At 58.0% G+C, this 16,635-nt stretch carries 15 protein-coding genes; 8 read left to right on the forward strand and 7 right to left on the reverse strand.

Going from position 1 to position 16,635, the window contains the following annotated elements; all coding sequences use genetic code 11:
• Window positions 1-161: 161 nt before the first annotated feature.
• The 6 genes from G6L97_RS08640 to G6L97_RS08665 all read right to left on the reverse strand — a co-directional run bounded on the left by G6L97_RS08640 (window position 162) and on the right by G6L97_RS08665 (window position 7,033).
• Complete coding sequence (locus G6L97_RS08640; protein WP_111783572.1) at window positions 162-545, reverse strand: hypothetical protein; 384 nt, start codon at window positions 543-545, stop codon at window positions 162-164.
• Between the two features lie 9 nt (window positions 546-554).
• Window positions 555-1,700: an iron-containing alcohol dehydrogenase gene (locus tag G6L97_RS08645; protein WP_111783573.1), complete on the reverse strand. Its 1,146-nt coding sequence runs from the start codon at window positions 1,698-1,700 to the stop codon at window positions 555-557.
• Window positions 1,697-3,085, reverse strand: coding sequence for an aldehyde dehydrogenase family protein (locus tag G6L97_RS08650; protein WP_111783574.1), 1,389 nt, complete (start codon window positions 3,083-3,085; stop codon window positions 1,697-1,699). The genes G6L97_RS08645 and G6L97_RS08650 overlap by 4 nt, the downstream gene beginning before the upstream one ends.
• A gap of 18 nt (window positions 3,086-3,103) precedes the next feature.
• Window positions 3,104-4,468: a glutamine synthetase family protein gene (locus tag G6L97_RS08655; RefSeq protein ID WP_013636540.1), complete on the reverse strand. Its 1,365-nt coding sequence runs from the start codon at window positions 4,466-4,468 to the stop codon at window positions 3,104-3,106.
• A gap of 64 nt (window positions 4,469-4,532) precedes the next feature.
• On the reverse strand, window positions 4,533-6,047 hold the full coding sequence (locus G6L97_RS08660; RefSeq protein ID WP_003513319.1) for an amino acid permease: 1,515 nt from the start codon (window positions 6,045-6,047) through the stop codon (window positions 4,533-4,535).
• A gap of 212 nt (window positions 6,048-6,259) precedes the next feature.
• Window positions 6,260-7,033, reverse strand: coding sequence for an N-formylglutamate amidohydrolase (locus tag G6L97_RS08665; protein ID WP_003513321.1), 774 nt, complete (start codon window positions 7,031-7,033; stop codon window positions 6,260-6,262).
• Between the two features lie 177 nt (window positions 7,034-7,210).
• Here G6L97_RS08665 and G6L97_RS08670 point away from each other — a divergent pair, with 177 nt between their 5' ends.
• The 6 genes from G6L97_RS08670 to G6L97_RS08695 all read left to right on the forward strand — a co-directional run bounded on the left by G6L97_RS08670 (window position 7,211) and on the right by G6L97_RS08695 (window position 13,541).
• A complete protein-coding gene (locus G6L97_RS08670; RefSeq protein ID WP_003513323.1) occupies window positions 7,211-8,089 on the forward strand; it encodes a MurR/RpiR family transcriptional regulator in 879 nt (292 codons plus the stop codon).
• 288 nt (window positions 8,090-8,377) lie between these two features.
• On the forward strand, window positions 8,378-9,484 hold the full coding sequence (locus G6L97_RS08675) for an ABC transporter substrate-binding protein (protein WP_003513325.1): 1,107 nt from the start codon (window positions 8,378-8,380) through the stop codon (window positions 9,482-9,484).
• Window positions 9,485-9,686: 202 nt separating this feature from the next.
• Window positions 9,687-10,571 (forward strand): ABC transporter permease, encoded by an 885-nt coding sequence (locus G6L97_RS08680; RefSeq protein WP_038491680.1) that lies wholly within the window; start codon window positions 9,687-9,689, stop codon window positions 10,569-10,571.
• Window positions 10,568-11,350, forward strand: a complete 783-nt coding sequence (locus G6L97_RS08685) for an ABC transporter permease (RefSeq protein WP_003513330.1) — start codon at window positions 10,568-10,570, stop codon at window positions 11,348-11,350. The genes G6L97_RS08680 and G6L97_RS08685 overlap by 4 nt, the downstream gene beginning before the upstream one ends.
• A gap of 13 nt (window positions 11,351-11,363) precedes the next feature.
• On the forward strand, window positions 11,364-12,422 hold the full coding sequence (locus G6L97_RS08690; protein ID WP_003513332.1) for an ABC transporter ATP-binding protein: 1,059 nt from the start codon (window positions 11,364-11,366) through the stop codon (window positions 12,420-12,422).
• 75 nt (window positions 12,423-12,497) lie between these two features.
• The gene (locus G6L97_RS08695) at window positions 12,498-13,541 is read left to right on the forward strand and encodes a zinc-dependent alcohol dehydrogenase family protein (RefSeq protein ID WP_013636543.1); all 1,044 of its coding nucleotides are present in this window, start codon (window positions 12,498-12,500) and stop codon (window positions 13,539-13,541) included.
• A gap of 47 nt (window positions 13,542-13,588) precedes the next feature.
• Here G6L97_RS08695 and G6L97_RS08700 read toward each other — a convergent pair whose 3' ends face one another.
• On the reverse strand, window positions 13,589-14,233 hold the full coding sequence (locus tag G6L97_RS08700; RefSeq protein WP_112154041.1) for a hypothetical protein: 645 nt from the start codon (window positions 14,231-14,233) through the stop codon (window positions 13,589-13,591).
• A gap of 200 nt (window positions 14,234-14,433) precedes the next feature.
• Between G6L97_RS08700 and G6L97_RS08705 the strand changes: the two genes are divergently transcribed.
• Entirely contained in the window at window positions 14,434-15,210 is a 777-nt protein-coding gene (locus G6L97_RS08705) for an AAA family ATPase (protein ID WP_111783638.1), read from the forward strand.
• 79 nt (window positions 15,211-15,289) lie between these two features.
• Window positions 15,290-16,621, forward strand: coding sequence for an MFS transporter (locus G6L97_RS08710; protein ID WP_174002842.1), 1,332 nt, complete (start codon window positions 15,290-15,292; stop codon window positions 16,619-16,621).
• Window positions 16,622-16,635 lie beyond the last annotated feature (14 nt).

Below are 16,635 nucleotides of genomic sequence, written 5' to 3' on the forward strand. Positions count from 1 at the left end.
GATATCCCCTGATGATCAGAGCTGTTTCATGCTCATTCATGCACCGAACCAATCATGGTGCTTTCCATAACCTTAACGAACATGGTTAAGAAAAGACTAAGATCGTTTGTGTGGACAACAAAAAGCCCGCGATAAATCGCGGGCTTTTGCCATCTGATTGATCACGCCAGCTTTCGGCAGGAACCCACATCGTCCGCACGCAGGCGACCGGCTTTTAGATCCTCGTACTTCGGCAAGTTCAGGGAACTGCCCAGCCTTTTCTCAACGGTTGAACGATCAAGCGTAATCATGCGTCCGGCGCTCGTGAAGGACACCATGCCGTTCTTTCCAGAATACGCCATAGTCGCGCGCATTTCACAGAAATAGCGGTCCGAGCCCCTGGACAAATTCCATCCCCGGATTCCCGCCTTATTGCTCGACAGAGCTCCGACTTTGTAACCCTGACCGGAAAGTTCCCTGAAAGAAGCGGCCTGCGCCACAAGGGGCAGGCTTAGAAACGCCACTGCGAGCAATGGCGAAAAAACTGAAAATCTCATGGCTGCCATAACTACCCTTTAAAAGCAGTCCTCAAACAATTTCCTGGTATTCTCCAGCGTCATCGGCACCGGATTGCCGCCGCAGCTCGGATCCTTGATCGCTTCTGCCGCCAGTTCGTCAATGCGGTCAGGCTTAATGCCCATGGCGGTCAGGTTATCAGGCACGCCGAGTTCCTTGCGAAGCTCCAGCACATAATCATAGAAACCATCGAAACCGCCCGAAATGCCGAGATATGCGGCAGCGCGGGCAATCTTGTGTTCGATGGCCGGGCGGTTGAAACGCAGGACGGCAGGCATGACCACGGCATTGGTCATGCCGTGATGGGTGTTATAGACAGCGCCGATCGGATGCGAGAGCGAGTGAATGGCGCCGAGACCCTTCTGGAAGGCAACCGCCCCCATCGCAGCCGCCGCCATCATATTGGTGCGCGCTTCGATATCCGTGCCGTCCTTATAGGCGCGTGGCAGGAATTCCTTGACCAGACGCAGGCCTTCAAGCGCAACGCCGGCGCTCATCGGATGGAAGAACGGCGACGAATAGGCTTCGAGGCAATGGGCAAAGGCGTCCATGCCCGTGCCTGCCGTAATGACCTTCGGCATGCCGACCGTCAGTTCCGGATCGCAGATGACGACGCCGGGCAAAAGCTTCGGATGGAAGATGATCTTCTTCACATGGGTCTGCGAATTGGTGATGACGCTGGCGCGGCCAACTTCCGAACCGGTGCCCGCCGTCGTCGGAACCGCGACGATGGGCGCAATCTTCGAGGCGTCCGCCCGCGTCCACCAGTCACCGATATCCTCGAAATCCCAGACCGGGCGCGTCTGCCCGGCCATGAATGCGATGGTCTTGCCAAGATCGAGGCCGGAACCACCGCCGAAGGCGACGACGCCGTCATGGCCGCCATCGCGATAGGCTTTTACACCGGCTTCCATGTTGATTTCGTTGGGGTTCGGATCGACGTCGGCGAAGATCGCCCGGCCGAGCCCAGCCTCTTCCAGTACATCGAGCGCATGCGCGGTAATCGCCATATTGGCAAGGCCGCGATCCGTGACGAGAAGCGGCTTCTTGATGCCGAGCGTCTTGCAGGCTTCCGCCAGTTCCTTGATCCGGCCACGGCCAAGCTTGACGGCGGTGGGATAGCTCCAGTTGGCGACGATATTCATTTCGTGACTTTCTTCAGATGGTAGGATTTCGGTCGGGTCAGGTTCTGGAAACCGAGAACGGAAAGCGAGCCGCCACGGCCCGTTTCCTTCACACCTGTCCAGCAGAGCGCGGGATCGAGATAATCCGCACGGTTCATGAACACGGTGCCGGTTTCGATCTCACGGCCGATACGCCCGGCACGCGCTGCATCCTGCGTCCAGAGCGAGGCGGTGAGGCCATATTTGCTGTCATTCATCAGGGCGATGGCCTCGTCGTCGTTTTTCACCTTCATGATGCCAAGAGCGGGGCCGAAGGTTTCTTCGGTCATGAACTCCATGGAATGATCGACATTGACGAGCACTTGCGGAGCGACGTAAGCGCTCTCGCCGTCATCGGCAGGGAAAAGCTTGGGATCTACCAAAGCCTTGGCGCCCTTTGAGACGGCATCAGCGATCTGTGCGCGCACCACCTTGGCGAAACGCTTGTTGGCCATCGGCCCCAGTGTCGTTTCCTGTTCCAGCGGATTGCCGAGCTTGTAATTGGACACCCACGCCACGGACTTCTCGACGAATGCGTCATAGAGGTTTTCGTTGACGTAGATACGCTCGATGCCGCAGCAGCATTGCCCGGAATTATAGGTCGCGCCATCCATCAGCGTATCGACGGCAGCGTCGAGATCAGCATCCTCCATCACATAGCCGGGGTCCTTGCCGCCGAGTTCAAGCCCGAGACCGGTGAAGGTGCCGGCAGCAGCGCGCTCAATGGCTCGGCCGCCTTCCACCGAACCGGTGAAGTTGACGAAATTGAACATGCCTTCGGAGATCAGCGCCGAGGTCGTGCCGTGATCGAGGAAGACATTGATGAAGACATCGTCAGGCACGCCGGCCTCTACGAAAGCCCGCACCATCCGCTCGCCGACGAGAAGCGTTTGCGCCGCATGTTTGATGACGACTGTGTTGCCGGCCATCAGAGCCGGGGCAACGGTATTGATCGCCGTCATGTAGGGATAGTTCCACGGCGCTATGACGAAGACCACGCCATGTGCTTCGCGCTCGATGCGGCGTTCGAAATTGCCGCTTTCCTCGATGACGAGCGGCGCCAACGCATCCGCCGCAATGGAGGCGACATAATTGGAGCGCTCGTTGAAGCCCTTGAACTCGCCGCCATAACGAACCGGGCGGCCCATCATATGCGCCAGTTCCGGCACCACCTCGGCCACCATTTCATTAAGGCGCGCCACACCCTTGAGAACCAGCTGAACGCGGTCCTCAAGCGGACGTCGCGCCCAGTCCTTCTGCGCCTTGCGCGCTTTCGAAACGGCGGCGCGCGCCGCTTCCAGCGACATCGCCTCCCGCTCGGCATAAACCGAGCCGTCGATGGGCGAGATATTCTGGATCATGGTCATGATGTTTTCCCGTAATGATTAGGCTCTCTCGAAACCGCGCGCCACTTCCCAGTCGGTCACGCGGCGGTCGTATTCTTCCTGCTCCCACCTTGCGGCGTGCACGTAGTGATCGACCACGTCGTCGCCAAAGGCCTCACGCAGCATTTTCGATCCGTCCAGGAAGGCGGTCGCGTCGCGCAATGTCTTGGGTATCTCGCGCACGTCCTTCCCGCCATAGGCGTCACCGACAAAAGCGGGCTCAAGTTCGAGTTTATTTTCAATGCCGTCAATGCCCGCCGCAAGAAGAGCGGCCATGGCGAGATAGGGATTGAGATCCGACCCGCCGACACGACACTCGATACGGATGCCCTTGGTTTCCGCGCCGCAAAGGCGGTATCCTGCCGTGCGGTTGTCGAGGCTCCATATCGCCTTGGTCGGCGCGAAGGTGCCAGCCATGAACCGCTTGTAGGAATTGATGTAGGGCGCCAGGAAATAGGTGATGTCGCTGGCATGCGCCAGAAGCCCGGCAACATAATGCCGCATCACATCCGACATGCCGTGTTCGCCGTCCTTGTCGAGGAAAGCCGGCTTGCCATCCAGGCTCCACAGCGACTGGTGGATATGCGAGGAACTGCCAGCGGCATTGTAGTTCCACTTGGCAAGGAACGTCACCGCCTTACCCTTCGACCAGGCGATCTCCTTGGTGGCGTTTTTGATGATGGCGTGCCGGTCGGCCATGGTCAGCGCCTCGGCATAACGCACATTGATTTCCGCCTGACCGGGAGACGCCTCGCCCTTGGAATTCTCGACCGGAATTCCCGCACCCTGCAGGCCCTTGCGCAGCGCCCGCATGACGTCCTCTTCCTTGGTCGTCTGGAAGATATGATAGTCTTCGTTGTAGCCGCTGGCGAGGTTCAGGTCCCTGTAGCCGCTGGCGCGTGCCGCATCGAAAGTCTGGTCGAACAGGAAAAATTCGAGCTCGGTCGCCATATAGGCCTTCAGCCCCATCGCCTCCAGCCGCGCCACCTGCTTTTTCAGCAGCGCGCGCGGCGAATGCGGCACTTCTTCATGGGTGTGATGATCGAGCACATCGCACAGAACCAGCGCCGTGCCTTCCAGCCACGGCACCTTCCGCAGCGTCGAAAGGTCGGGCTTCAGCGTATAGTCACCATAGCCCTTTTCCCAGCTTGAGGATTTGTAACCGGGAACGGTTTCCATCTCCATGTCGGTGGCAAGCACATAGTTGCAGCTATGGGTTTCCTCAAAGGCGCTTTCAACGAAAAACTCCGCCTGGAACCGTTTGCCCATCAGACGCCCCTGCATGTCGACAAGGCAGGCCAGAACCGTGTCGATGCGCCCTTCGGCCACATCCATCTTCAGCGCGTCGAATGTATAGCTCGTCATTTTGTCCATCCCTTTTCATGTGGCGAGCAGGCGGCCGGTATGCGGCCACCCGTCAGTTCGAGCATCAGGCCTTTGCAGCCGCCGCTGCCATGGCAGCCTGCTTGTGCTCCAGCGCGAACTCCTCTTCCGGCGACAGGATGAGGCGATGGCGTCCGACAAAGGCGAAGTAGGCAATGGCAACCGCAAACCATACGGCTACCCACAGCACACCCTTGGTGAAGTTCGGATCCTGGATCTGATAGAGCAGCGTCACGATGGCGATGATGATTGTCAACACCGCGCCCGGAATGCCGAAGGGCGAGCGGAACGGCCGCTCGATATGCGGCAGATTTTTCCTGAGCAGGATGAAGGAAATCGCCTGCAGGATGTAGGAGAACATCGCACCGAACACGGCCATGTTCAAAAGCACGCTGCCGATGATGCTGCCGCCCTGTTCCGCACCCAGCGAGAACCAGATGACGAGCATGACCGCAAGGCCGACGAGCGCGCCGGCAATATTGGCAACGTATGGCGTCCGGTATTTCGAATGAGTGATCGACAGCACGGTCGGAAAGTAACCCGCACGCGACAGCGAATAGATCTGGCGGCCCTGCGCATAGAGGATCGTATGGAAGCTGGCGATCAGGCCTGTCAGCGCCACGAGACCGAGCAGCACCACGCCGCCATCGCCGTAGATCGCCTTGAAGCCATCCAGCAGCGGTTCAAGCGACGAGCTGAGATGAAAGGCGCCGACGCCCGGTAGTGATGGGTTCAGCAGCACGATCATGAAGGCCGAAACCATCAGCGTGATGACGCCGAGAATGATACCCTTGGGCATATCGCGTTTCGGATCAACGGATTCTTCAGCCGCCAGCGGCAGCTGCTCGATGGCGAGGAACAGCCAGACCGCAAAAGGCAGCGTGGCAAGAACGCCCGAAAAACCGAATGGGAAAAAGGAACCGTTGCCTTCCGGCAGCTCCACAGCCTTGCCATCGGGTCCGACACCGATATTAAGCGCGTAACGCGAAAAATCCATGTTGGGAATGGCGCTGACCCAGAAGAACACCAGAACGCCGAGTGAAATCAGCGTGATGACAAGGGTGACCTTGAAGGAAAGCTCAAGTCCGAAGACGTTGAGAGCAAGGAAGATGGCGTAGAAGGCTATCCACACGAAAGGTGAATAGGCCGGATCGAGGCCGAGAATGGAGTTCACATAGGCGGTGATGAAGGTAACGACGACCGCCGGCGTCAGCACATATTCGACATTCTCGCAAAGTCCCGTGACGAAACCGCCCCACGGGCCCATGGCCGTGCGGGCGAAGGAATAGGCGGCACCCGTATGCGGCAGCGCCGGGCTCATTTCCGCAATCGAGAATGTCAGCCCGAGATACATGATGGCGATAATGATGCCCGCCACCAGCATGCCGCCCCAGCCGCCGGTGGAAAAGCCGAAATTCCATCCGGAAAAATGCCCTGATATGACCGCGCCGACGCCAAGCGACCACAGCGACCACACGCCAGCGTATCGGGATAGTCCGCGTTTTTCGAAATAGGATGCATCAGCCTTCTTGTAGCTGACGCCTGATGATGAACCGTCCATGCCCTTCTCTCCTTAATAGAAAAAAAAGCCAGCCAGCCGTTATTGGCCGATTGTGCCCCCAGTTTCCGGCATCGCCCGGGAGGTTTCCCGCACTGCGCCGCACGCATCTGCTGTTCCCTTGCCGCTTCATGCCGTTCCGGCTTTTGTCGATTGCGGCAGTCTCATTGACGGTCGGCTGCGGTGTTTTCACCATAAGCCGCCCCATTGCTCCCTCACTCATCGATTGATGAGAGCGCCTTCCCCATAAGCTCGTGGAGAAAATCGGCAATTGCCGATTGGTCTCCTTCATTGGCGATCAGATCGTTGCGTATCTCGATCATGACGTTCAAAAGTCCGTCCGGCAGCGCATGCAGCCGCAATGTATGCGTTACACCGTCTTCCGGACCGTAGGGATCGTTGCGCTTTACCGTGAGCGCAGAACCCTCGGCACCCACCAGCATCGCATCGGCCAGCCGGCTGTCAGTATCGTGCAGGATGCCGATCTGCACTTCACGGAACTGACCGTGATAGACCGGCGTGAAACTGTGAATGGTCACCACTACCACCTTGCGGCCGCGGTCCTGCCGCTCGGCAATAATCTCACTGACACGGTCGTGAAACGGCACGTAAAGCGCCGAGGTTCGGGCAAATCGTTCCGCATCGCTCAGATCGAGATTGCCGGGAATATTGTAAATCTCGCTTTTGACCGGCATGGCAGAAGGCGATTCCGGCGGCCGGTTGCAATCATAGACCAGGCGCGAAAACCGCTGATGGACGAGCGTGGCATCGAGCTTCTGCGAAAGCAGCCTTGCAACCGCCAAGGCACCCGGATCCCAAGCCGCATGGCTCGAAAGCACGTCCGGCGAAAGACCAAGCGTACCGAGTTTTTCCGGTATGGTGGCTGAAGCATGTTCGCAGACGAGAACGACGTCGCCCTTCGCTGCGGCGTTCTCGACGCCGACAGCCTGTCCTTCCGCTTCCGTGAAAAACCGTGAACGCACCGTCATGCACGCATCCCGCCCCGAAACCTGCCATTCCGCCGATGACGAAAAGAATTCTTCACATTATCGCGAGTGTCAAATGGAATTTTGAAATTTTCTCTTCATTTTCCCCATTGACTCGATAGCTGGCACAGATGCTTATATTCGCCAATACACCGGCAAAAAGACCGGAAGGGGAAAGATTTGCGCAGTACGACGGCCACCGTGTCGGATGTCATCCATGCCCACTATGACGCGCTGACCCGTTCGGAAAAACGGCTGGCGGAGAGCCTACTCGGCAACTACCCCGTCTCGGGTCTCGGCAGCATCACCACGATTGCCGAAAATGCGGGTGTTTCGACGCCGACGGTGGCGCGCATGGTGCAGAAGCTCGGATACAAAGGTTACCCGGAGTTTCAGGCCCATCTGCACCAGGAACTGGAAGCGACGATCTCCGGCCCGGTTGCCAAACATGACCGCTGGGCAACCAATGCGCCGGGTCTGCATATTCTCAACCGTTTCGCCGACGCCATAACGGGCAATCTACGCGACACTTTGAGCGATCTCGACACCGCGGTCTTCGACAATGCCGCGAGGCTGCTCTCGGACCGCAAACGCAGCATCTATTTCGTCGGCGGGCGCATCACCGGCGCGATTGCCGAATATTTTTTCACGCATATGCAGGTGATCCGGCCAAAGACGACGCTGATGTCGTCCAACTCCAGTGCCTGGCCTCAATATATGTTGAATATGAGCGCCGGTGATGTGCTGGTGATCTTCGACATCCGCCGCTATGAGCACGACATGACGACGCTTGCCGAGGTGGCGAAGGCAAACGGCGTACAGATCATTCTTTTCACGGATCAATGGACATCGCCGGTGGCGCGCCACGCGCTGCACACCTTCCGTGTGAAGATCGAAGCCCCCTCGGCATGGGATTCATCGGTCGTTACATTGTTTGTCGTCGAAGCGCTGATCGAAGCGGTGCAGAGCAGCACCTGGGATGAAACCAAGGAGCGCATGAACGCGCTGGAAGGGCTGTTCGAGCAGACGCGTCTGTTCCGCAGGCCGGACCGGACATGAACATTAGTAGCCGGCACAGTGCTTGACGCGGAAACCGCCGGCTGATTGGATACCTGAAATCGCTACCAGCGCGATAAAGCGGGATAAAAACAAGCTGGGGAACATATCTGTCCAACACGAATGATGATGGGATTACCCCGCGATTGCAGGCACAAAGCCGGGTGATGGCGGAAAATGGGCGTAAAGTGACGGAATCCGGATAAATAAATTGCAATCCAGCCGTCACATTAGCTTCATCCAGAATCCGTATCAGCGTCCGTAATACGAGAACACGAAGAGGAGAAAAAAGTGATCTCTCATTGCCGTCGACTGCTTGCTGCCACCACCGCTCTGGTAATGGCCTCCACCGCGATCGCTGCCGCTGCGCCAAGCGCCGAACTGATCGCTGCCGCCAAGAAGGAAGGCATGCTGACCACCGTCGCGCTGCCGCACGACTGGTGTGGTTACGGCGACGTCATCGCCGCTTTCAAGGCGAAATATCCGGAAATCACCGTCAACGAACTCAACCCCGACGCCGGCTCTGCCGATGAAGTCGAAGCGGTAAAGGCGAACAAGGACAACAAGGGCCCGCAGGCTCCTGACGTTGTCGACGTCGGTCTCGCTTTCGGCCCGCAGATGAAGGCCGAAGGCCTGCTGCAGCCTTACAAGGTCTCCACCTGGGACGAAATTCCTGACAACGTCAAGGATCCGGAAGGTTACTGGTACGGCGACTATTACGGCGTGATGTCCTTCTTCGTGAACAAGGACCTCGTCAAGAACGTGCCGAAGGATTGGGCCGACCTGCAGAAGCCGGAATATTCCGGTCAGGTAGCGCTTGCCGGCGATCCGCGCGCTTCCAACCAGGCTATCCTCGGCGTTCTCGCCGCCGGTCTTGCCAGCGGTGCGAAGTCCGGCAAGGAAGCCGGTGAGGCTGGCCTGAAATATTTCGCCGAACTCAACAAGGCTGGCAACTTCCTGCCAGTCATCGGCAAGGCTGGCACGCTGGCACAGGGTGCTACCCCAATCATCGTCGCCTGGGACTATAACGCGCTCTCCTGGAAGAAGACGCTGAACGACAACCCGCCCACGGAAGTCGTGGTTCCGGAAAAAGGCGTTCTGGCTGGCGTTTACGTTCAGGGCATTTCCGCTTACGCCCCGCATCCGAACGCTGCCAAGCTCTGGATGGAACACCTCTACTCCGACGACGGTCAGCTCGGTTGGCTGAAGGGTTATTGCCACCCGATCCGCTTCAACGCGATGGTCAAGGCCGGCAAGGTTCCGCAGGAACTGATCGACAGCCTGCCGCCGGCAGCAGCCTATGAAAAGGCAATCTTCCCGACGCTCGAAGACGTCGACGCCAACAAGGCCGCCGTTACCGGCGGCTGGGACAGCGTCGTCGGCGCGAACGTGAAGTAACCTTTGAAAAATACACCCCGGCTTTTCAAAAAGCCGGGGTGCTTCTTTGAAAGCATTTCAGGTAAAACTCCCTAGGTTTTACCCCCGGAAATTGCACAAAACAAAGATCGAAAGTGCGTCTGACGATTCCGTTTTTACCGGACGTGCGATAATAAAGAACTTTATAGACAGACCGTTTGAAAACGGCGTTTGGGGACCAGGCATGCCATCAACCAACTCCGGCGGACCATCCGATGCGGGCAGAAAGTTGCCGCTTCATTGGTTAGGCGTCGTACCTTTTGCTGTTTTTGTTCTGCTGTTTCTGATTTTTCCGACGATGAAAATCGTGGTCGGTGCGTTCCAGCGTCCCGATGGCAGCCTGACGCTGGAAAACGTCGCCGGGCTTTTCACCTCGTCCATCCTCGCGGCCTACTGGATTTCGATCAAGATCAGCCTCGCCTCGGCGGCTCTTGGCTGCCTGATTGGTTTTGCCGTCGCCGCCGCCGTGGTTCTGGGCGGTCTGCCGCAGCGCATTCGCGGGCCACTCCTGACATTTTCGGGCGTCGCATCGCAATTTGCCGGCGTGCCGCTCGCCTTCGCCTTCATCGCCACACTCGGCCCGGTCGGCCTACTCACCGTGTTTTTGAAGACGCAGATCGGCATTGATCTGAGACTCCTCGGCTTCAACATCCTGTCCTTCTGGGGCCTGACCGTCACATATCTGTTCTTCCAGATTCCGCTGATGATCCTCATCATCACGCCGGCGCTTGACGGATTGAAGCGCGAGTGGCGCGAAGCTGCGGAAATCCTTGGCGCGACCGGCGTGCAATATTGGCGCATGGTGGCCTTCCCCATCCTGCTGCCATCGCTGCTTGGCACCATGTCGCTGCTGTTTGCCAATGCCTTCGGTGCGGTGGCCACCGCGATCGCGCTTACCGGCTCGTCGCTCAACATCGTGCCCATTCTGCTTTTCGCGCAGATCCGCGGCGACGTTCTCGGCAATCCGCATCTGGGTTACGCTCTCGCCTTCGGCATGATCGTCGTCACCGGCATTGCCAATGCGCTTTACATCTGGCTGCGCGCCCGTAGCGAAAGGTGGCTCAAATGAAGAAGTTCTTCGCCTGGGGCGCGCTGATCTTCGGCCTGCTCTATTTCGCCCTACCGCTGATCGGCATGACCAACTTCTCGCTGAAAATGCGCCGCGGTGAATATTCCTTCGACGCCTATGGCAAGGTGCTCACCGACCCGCGTTTTCAGGAAACCTTCAGCTATTCTGTGGTGATGGCTCTCTTCACCATCGTTTTCGGTGTGCTGCTGGTGGTGCCCACGGCCTATTGGGTCCGCCTCAAACTGCCGGGCTTGCGCCCCTATATCGAATTCATCACGCTCCTGCCGCTGGTCATCCCGGCCATCGTCATCGTGTTCGGTTATATCAGGCTTTACAACACCTCCAGCTGGCTTCCGCTGACTGGCACGACCTTCGGCACCAACCTGCTTTTGATGTTCGGTTATGCCACGCTCGCCTTGCCCTACATGTACCGCGCCGTCGATACTGGTCTTAGGACCATCGACGTCTCGACGCTGACGGAAGCGGCGCAGAGCCTTGGCGCGGGGTGGACGACCATTCTGTCGCGCATCATCCTGCCCAATGTTCTGGTCGCCGTGCTATCAGGTGCGTTTTTGACCTTCGCCATCGTCATCGGTGAATTCACCATGGCCGCCCTTTTGAACCGCCCGGCCTTTGGCCCCTACATGCAGCTGCTTGGCGCCAACCGCGCCTATGAACCGGCTGCACTTGCCGTGATCTCCTTCGGCATCACCTGGGGTTGCCTTGGGTTGATCCAACTCGTTTCACGCTACCAGAAGGGCGCGCCTCCCAAGGCCTGAGGACAAGATTTTCATGAGCTTTTTGACACTTAGCAATATCAAGAAATCCTTCGGCTCCGTACAGGTCGTCCATGATTTCAACATGGCCATCGAAAAGGGCGAGTTCGTCTCCTTTCTAGGCCCGTCGGGCTGCGGCAAGACCACTGTGCTGCGCATGATCGCCGGTTTCGAAATCCCGACCGGCGGATCGATCGTCATCAACGGCAAGGACCAGACGACGCTCAGGCCCAACCAGCGCAATATCGGCATGGTGTTTCAGGCCTATGCGCTGTTCCCCAACATGAATGTCTACGAAAATGTCGCCTTCGGGCTCAAAGTCGCCGGCAAGCCGAAAGCCGAGATCGATGCACGCGTGAAGGAAATGCTTCAGCTCATCCATCTGGAGCATCTGGCGGATCGTTACCCCTACCAGATGTCAGGCGGCCAGCAGCAGCGCGTGGCGCTTGCCCGCGCATTGGCCCCGAAGCCGGAAGTGCTTCTGCTGGACGAGCCGCTTTCCGCGCTCGATGCCAAGATCCGCGTATCGCTGCGCGAAGAAATCCGCCAGATCCAGAGAAAGCTCGGCATCACCACAATTTTCGTGACCCACGATCAGGAAGAGGCCCTGTCGATCTCCGACCGTATCGTTGTCATGAATTCCGGCCGCGCCGACCAGATCGGTTCGCCCTTCGATATCTACAACAAGCCCGCGACCCGGTTTGTCGCCTCCTTCGTCGGCACGCTGAACCTGATCGACGCAACCGTCGTCGATTCCTCTACCAGCACAATTCGTGTCGGAGAGCAGAACGTGACGCTCCACAAGCCGGTCGATGTTGCAAACGGTGAAAAAATCACCCTGGCCTTGCGCCCGGAAGCAGGAGCTCTCGGCGCTGACGCGAAGGGAGACGTCGCTATTTCCGGTATCGTCACCTCAAGCCAGTTCCTGGGTTCGGTCATCCGAACCCGTCTTGATCTCGGCGGCTCGACCTTGTCTTTCGACATGTTCAACGATCCCGGCACCGCACCGCCCGCCCTTGGCGAACAAGTAACGCTTAAATTCGCGGCTGGTGATCTTATGGTGATCAAAGATTAAATGGCTTTTCTCCAGCGTCGGAAGCAGATAGAGCAGGTATAATTCAAATCTGCTTACCGACGATGTGAGGCCAGGATGCGCGCGCTTTTTTACGAACTGTTCGGCGAGACCCCGATTGTGGCATCCCTGCCTGATCCGGAACCGACCGATGGCGGCGTGGTCATCGAAGTGAAGGCGACGGGCCTCTGCCGCAGCGACTGGCATGGCTGGATGGGCCACGATACGGATATTCGACTGCCGCATGTCCCCGGCCACGAATTCGCCGGCGTTATCGCTGCCGTCGGAAAGAACGTTACCAGGTTCAAGACAGGCGACCGTGTCACCGTTCCCTTCGTTTCCGGCTGCGGCCGTTGCCATGAATGCCGCTCCGGCAATCAACAGGTATGCGAGACGCAGTTCCAGCCCGGCTTCACCCATTGGGGTTCTTTCGCCGAATATGTCGCCATCGATTACGCGGACCAGAACCTTGTTCATCTGCCTGATACGATGAGCTACGCCACTGCCGCCGGTCTCGGCTGCCGTTTCGCCACGTCCTTCCGGGCTGTGACGGACCAGGGTCGCCTGAAAGGCGGCGAGTGGCTGGCGGTACATGGCTGCGGCGGCGTCGGCCTCTCCGCCATCATGATTGGCGCAGGCCTCGGCGCTCAGGTCGTCGCCATCGACATTGCGGAAGACAAGCTCGAACTTGCCCGCCAACTCGGCGCAACCGCCACCATCAACAGTCGCTCGGTTGCCGACGTCACGGAGGCGGTGCGCGAAGTGACCGGCGGCGGCGCGCATGTCTCTATCGACGCGCTTGGCCACCCGCAGACCTGCTGCAATTCCATCAACAACCTGCGCCGGCGCGGGCGCCACGTTCAGGTAGGGCTGATGCTGGCCGATCACGCCATGCCAGCCATCCCCATGGCCCGGGTGATTGCCCACGAGCTGGAGATTTACGGTAGCCACGGCATGCAGGCATGGCGCTACGAAGACATGCTGGCGATGATCGAGAGCGGCAAGCTGGCGCCCGAAAAACTGATCGGCCGCCACATCACCCTTTCCGATGCCATCACCGCCCTCCCGGCCATGGACCGTTTCCAGGAAAGTGGCATCAGCATCATCGACCGGTTCGAATAACAGTCACAGCCGGAACGTCCCGGAAAATGCCGTTTGTCTAGACGGCATCAGGCATTCCTGCGTCCGAACGGCCGGACTGCCATCCCCGCGCGATTTGGCGCGGCCTCTGGTCTTCTGGTCGGCGGTGCAACCTCATTGAGAGCGGGCGTATAATCCTGGGTAACTGGCGCACGTTGCTGACGTATGGTCGGCGGAAGGGGTTCCGGTAATTCGACGACCGCCTCGATATCTTCCCGCTCGAGACGAGCGTTTCTGCTACCCGACCGATAGTACCAGGGAATACCCCTGCGCAGGAGCACGAACAGGCCCACGAGCAGCACAAACCCACCTATCAGTCTCCCTATAGGCTCAGCCGCCTCCGAAGCCGCCGCACGCTTTTTGCGGTCCTCGACGGTAGGGTCAAATCCAAGCATACTGGAAATGCCCTTAAGGCCCACCTCGTCCAACTTCACGTATTGGTCGCCATTATAAAGAACATAAGCGTCGCCACTACTGCTGTTCAGATAGCCGAGGTCAAAGAACTTCCCTTCCACCACGAAAGTCGTTTGATTGGGCAAGTCGTAGATCCTGTCGATCGTCTCACCGCGACTGAAGCCAGGCGCCGCAAAAAACCGAAAACGCTTGGCATCGGCATCCACAGCAGACGCGAACAAAAATATCATGGCGACGTAAATCAGCGCAATCTGATTCATATCTTCCCCGCAATACAAAAATATCGGGATATATTTCTACAATCGCCTTAATATAAAATTTAATCGATGACTATTCATTTAATTACTTTGAAAATACACAGATGCAATTTTGATACTTATAATATACACCAATATAATATACTCCTCTTCCGCGGGAAACGGACACACAGAAAAAGAAGCATCGATAAAGAGGATTGAAAATGCTGTTTCTCGACAGCGTGACCATGAAGGAAAATTCGGACCGAAGGGACGAATACCCCTTTACCGTTCCGGCGCTGCGCCAGCTGGAACGCCTCGAATTCAAGACGCCGATCACCTTTTTCGCGGGCAATAACGGCTCCGGCAAATCCACGCTGCTGGAAGGGCTGGCGGCCGGAATGACAGCCTACGCCATCGGCAATCATGGACAGGTTGCCGGCGACCTCTATCTTCAGCATGCGGAAACCGTGGCGAAGGCATTCTATTTCGCCCGCAAGAAATACCCGAAAATCCGCATGTTCATGCGCGCCGAAGACGTGCTTGGCTACATCCGCAAGCAGAATGAAGAAACCCTGGATGACTTTCGCTGGGAGCGGGAAAAAGCCCTGAAAAGAGGCGAAGATTTTCCCGAGGAAACACCGGACACTTTCAGGCATATCGTTAGAAGCAACGTCATAGACCGGCGTTCGCATGGCGAGGGATTTCTCGATATCATGCAGCAGCGCCTGCACGGCGCCGGCCTTTATTTTCTCGATGAACCGGAAAGTCCTCTTTCACCGCAAAAGCAGCTGGAGCTTGCAGCCCTCGTCCGTCACACGGCAGATAGTGGTGGGCAGTTGATCATCGCAACCCATTCGCCGGTGCTCTTGGCCATTCCAGAAGCGACGATTTATTACTTCGACGAGAACGGCATCACCGAGCGTCTTTATGACGAGCTGGAAAACATCAGTTTCCTGCGGCGCTTTCTTGATCGTCCATCAAAATTCATGAGCGATTAGGAGCTGATAAGGCTTGAAATCGCGCATCGCTTGCCTCATGCCCATTAGCAACATGTGAATTAGAAAAAGAAGCAGGCTTATGTCTCCCACCACCACACCGGCAGCTGCCCGGCCCCTGAACAGGCAGGACTACAGAACTCTCGGCCTTTCGGCCCTCGGCGGCGCGCTGGAGTTCTACGATTTCATCATTTTCGTGTTTTTCGCCACCGTCATCGGCCATCTGTTCTTCCCGCCGGAAATGCCCGATTGGCTGGTGATGATCCAGACCTTCGGCATCTTCGCCGCCGGTTATCTGGTGCGGCCGCTGGGCGGCATCGTTCTCGCGCATTATGGCGATCGTTATGGCCGCAAACGCGTCTTCGCCTTCTCCATCCTGCTCATGGCGCTTTCGACGCTCGGCATGGCGCTGATGCCGACCTATGCCACCATCGGCGTTGCGGCCCCCATCCTGCTCATCGTCCTGCGCATGCTGCAGGGTGCGGCCATCGGCGGCGAAGTGCCGGGTGCCTGGACCTTCGTTGCGGAGCACGTGCCCTTTCGCCGCGTCGGGCTCGCCTGCGGTTTTCTGACGTCCGGCCTCTCTTTCGGCATCATGCTCGGTTCGCTGATTGCCTTTGCCATCAATTCCCTCTTCTCGGCAGAAGATGTGGCGGCCTATGCATGGCGCATTCCCTTCCTGCTCGGCGGCATATTCGGCCTGATTGCCGTCTATCTGCGCCGCTGGTTGGAAGAGACACCGATCTTCATGGAGATGAAAAAGTCGAAGTCGCTGACGGACAAGATTCCGCTTGGCCTTGTGCTGAAGCACCATATGCGCGGCGTGATCATTTCCGCGCTGCTGACCTGGGTTCTGTCCGCAGCCATCGTCGTTACCACGCTGATGACGGCAACCTTCCTGCAGAAGCTCTATGGCTACACACCGACGCAGGCGCTGGCAGGCACCAGCTTCGGCACGCTGTTCCTCATCTTCGGCGTCATCATCGCCGGCGCATTGATCGATCGTGTCGGCTCCGGCATTTTCTTCATGGCCGCCAGCATCTTCTTCGGCATCGCCACCTTCACTTTCTACAGCTATGCCGGCACATCGCTAGAAACCATGTTCGTGCTTTACGGCGTCATGGGCCTGTCGGTCGGCATGGCGGGTGCGGTGCCCTATGTCATGGTGCGCGCATTCCCGGCATCGGTCCGCTTCTCGGGCCTCTCCTTCGCCTACAACGTCTCCTATGCCATCTTCGGCGGGCTGACACCGATTGGCGTAACGATGGCGCTAGCCGTCAATCCAATGGCGCATGCGTGGTATCTGGTGTTCATCGCCGCCCTCGCCTTCTGCATCGGCGTTTACCTCTATCTGCGCGGCAGCGAAATCGAAAGCCATGTCGGCATAGAGGAACTGGCGGCCTTAAGGTCGTAAGCCCAACGACGACA

The organism is Agrobacterium tumefaciens, assembly GCF_013318015.2.
Classification (GTDB): domain Bacteria; phylum Pseudomonadota; class Alphaproteobacteria; order Rhizobiales; family Rhizobiaceae; genus Agrobacterium; species Agrobacterium tumefaciens.

What these genes read in the sequence shown, in the direction of transcription:
- G6L97_RS08640 (WP_111783572.1), bottom strand. Translation starts at nt 545, where the DNA reads ATGGCAGCCATGAGATTTTCAGTTTTTTCGCCATTGCTCGCAGTGGCG.
- G6L97_RS08645 (WP_111783573.1), bottom strand. Translation starts at nt 1,700, where the DNA reads ATGAATATCGTCGCCAACTGGAGCTATCCCACCGCCGTCAAGCTTGGC.
- G6L97_RS08650 (WP_111783574.1), bottom strand. Translation starts at nt 3,085, where the DNA reads ATGACCATGATCCAGAATATCTCGCCCATCGACGGCTCGGTTTATGCC.
- G6L97_RS08655 (WP_013636540.1), bottom strand. Translation starts at nt 4,468, where the DNA reads ATGACGAGCTATACATTCGACGCGCTGAAGATGGATGTGGCCGAAGGG.
- G6L97_RS08660 (WP_003513319.1), bottom strand. Translation starts at nt 6,047, where the DNA reads ATGGACGGTTCATCATCAGGCGTCAGCTACAAGAAGGCTGATGCATCC.
- G6L97_RS08665 (WP_003513321.1), bottom strand. Translation starts at nt 7,033, where the DNA reads ATGACGGTGCGTTCACGGTTTTTCACGGAAGCGGAAGGACAGGCTGTC.
- G6L97_RS08680 (WP_038491680.1), top strand. Translation starts at nt 9,687, where the DNA reads ATGCCATCAACCAACTCCGGCGGACCATCCGATGCGGGCAGAAAGTTG.
- G6L97_RS08685 (WP_003513330.1), top strand. Translation starts at nt 10,568, where the DNA reads ATGAAGAAGTTCTTCGCCTGGGGCGCGCTGATCTTCGGCCTGCTCTAT.
- G6L97_RS08690 (WP_003513332.1), top strand. Translation starts at nt 11,364, where the DNA reads ATGAGCTTTTTGACACTTAGCAATATCAAGAAATCCTTCGGCTCCGTA.
- G6L97_RS08695 (WP_013636543.1), top strand. Translation starts at nt 12,498, where the DNA reads ATGCGCGCGCTTTTTTACGAACTGTTCGGCGAGACCCCGATTGTGGCA.
- G6L97_RS08700 (WP_112154041.1), bottom strand. Translation starts at nt 14,233, where the DNA reads ATGAATCAGATTGCGCTGATTTACGTCGCCATGATATTTTTGTTCGCG.
- G6L97_RS08705 (WP_111783638.1), top strand. Translation starts at nt 14,434, where the DNA reads ATGCTGTTTCTCGACAGCGTGACCATGAAGGAAAATTCGGACCGAAGG.
- G6L97_RS08710 (WP_174002842.1), top strand. Translation starts at nt 15,290, where the DNA reads ATGTCTCCCACCACCACACCGGCAGCTGCCCGGCCCCTGAACAGGCAG.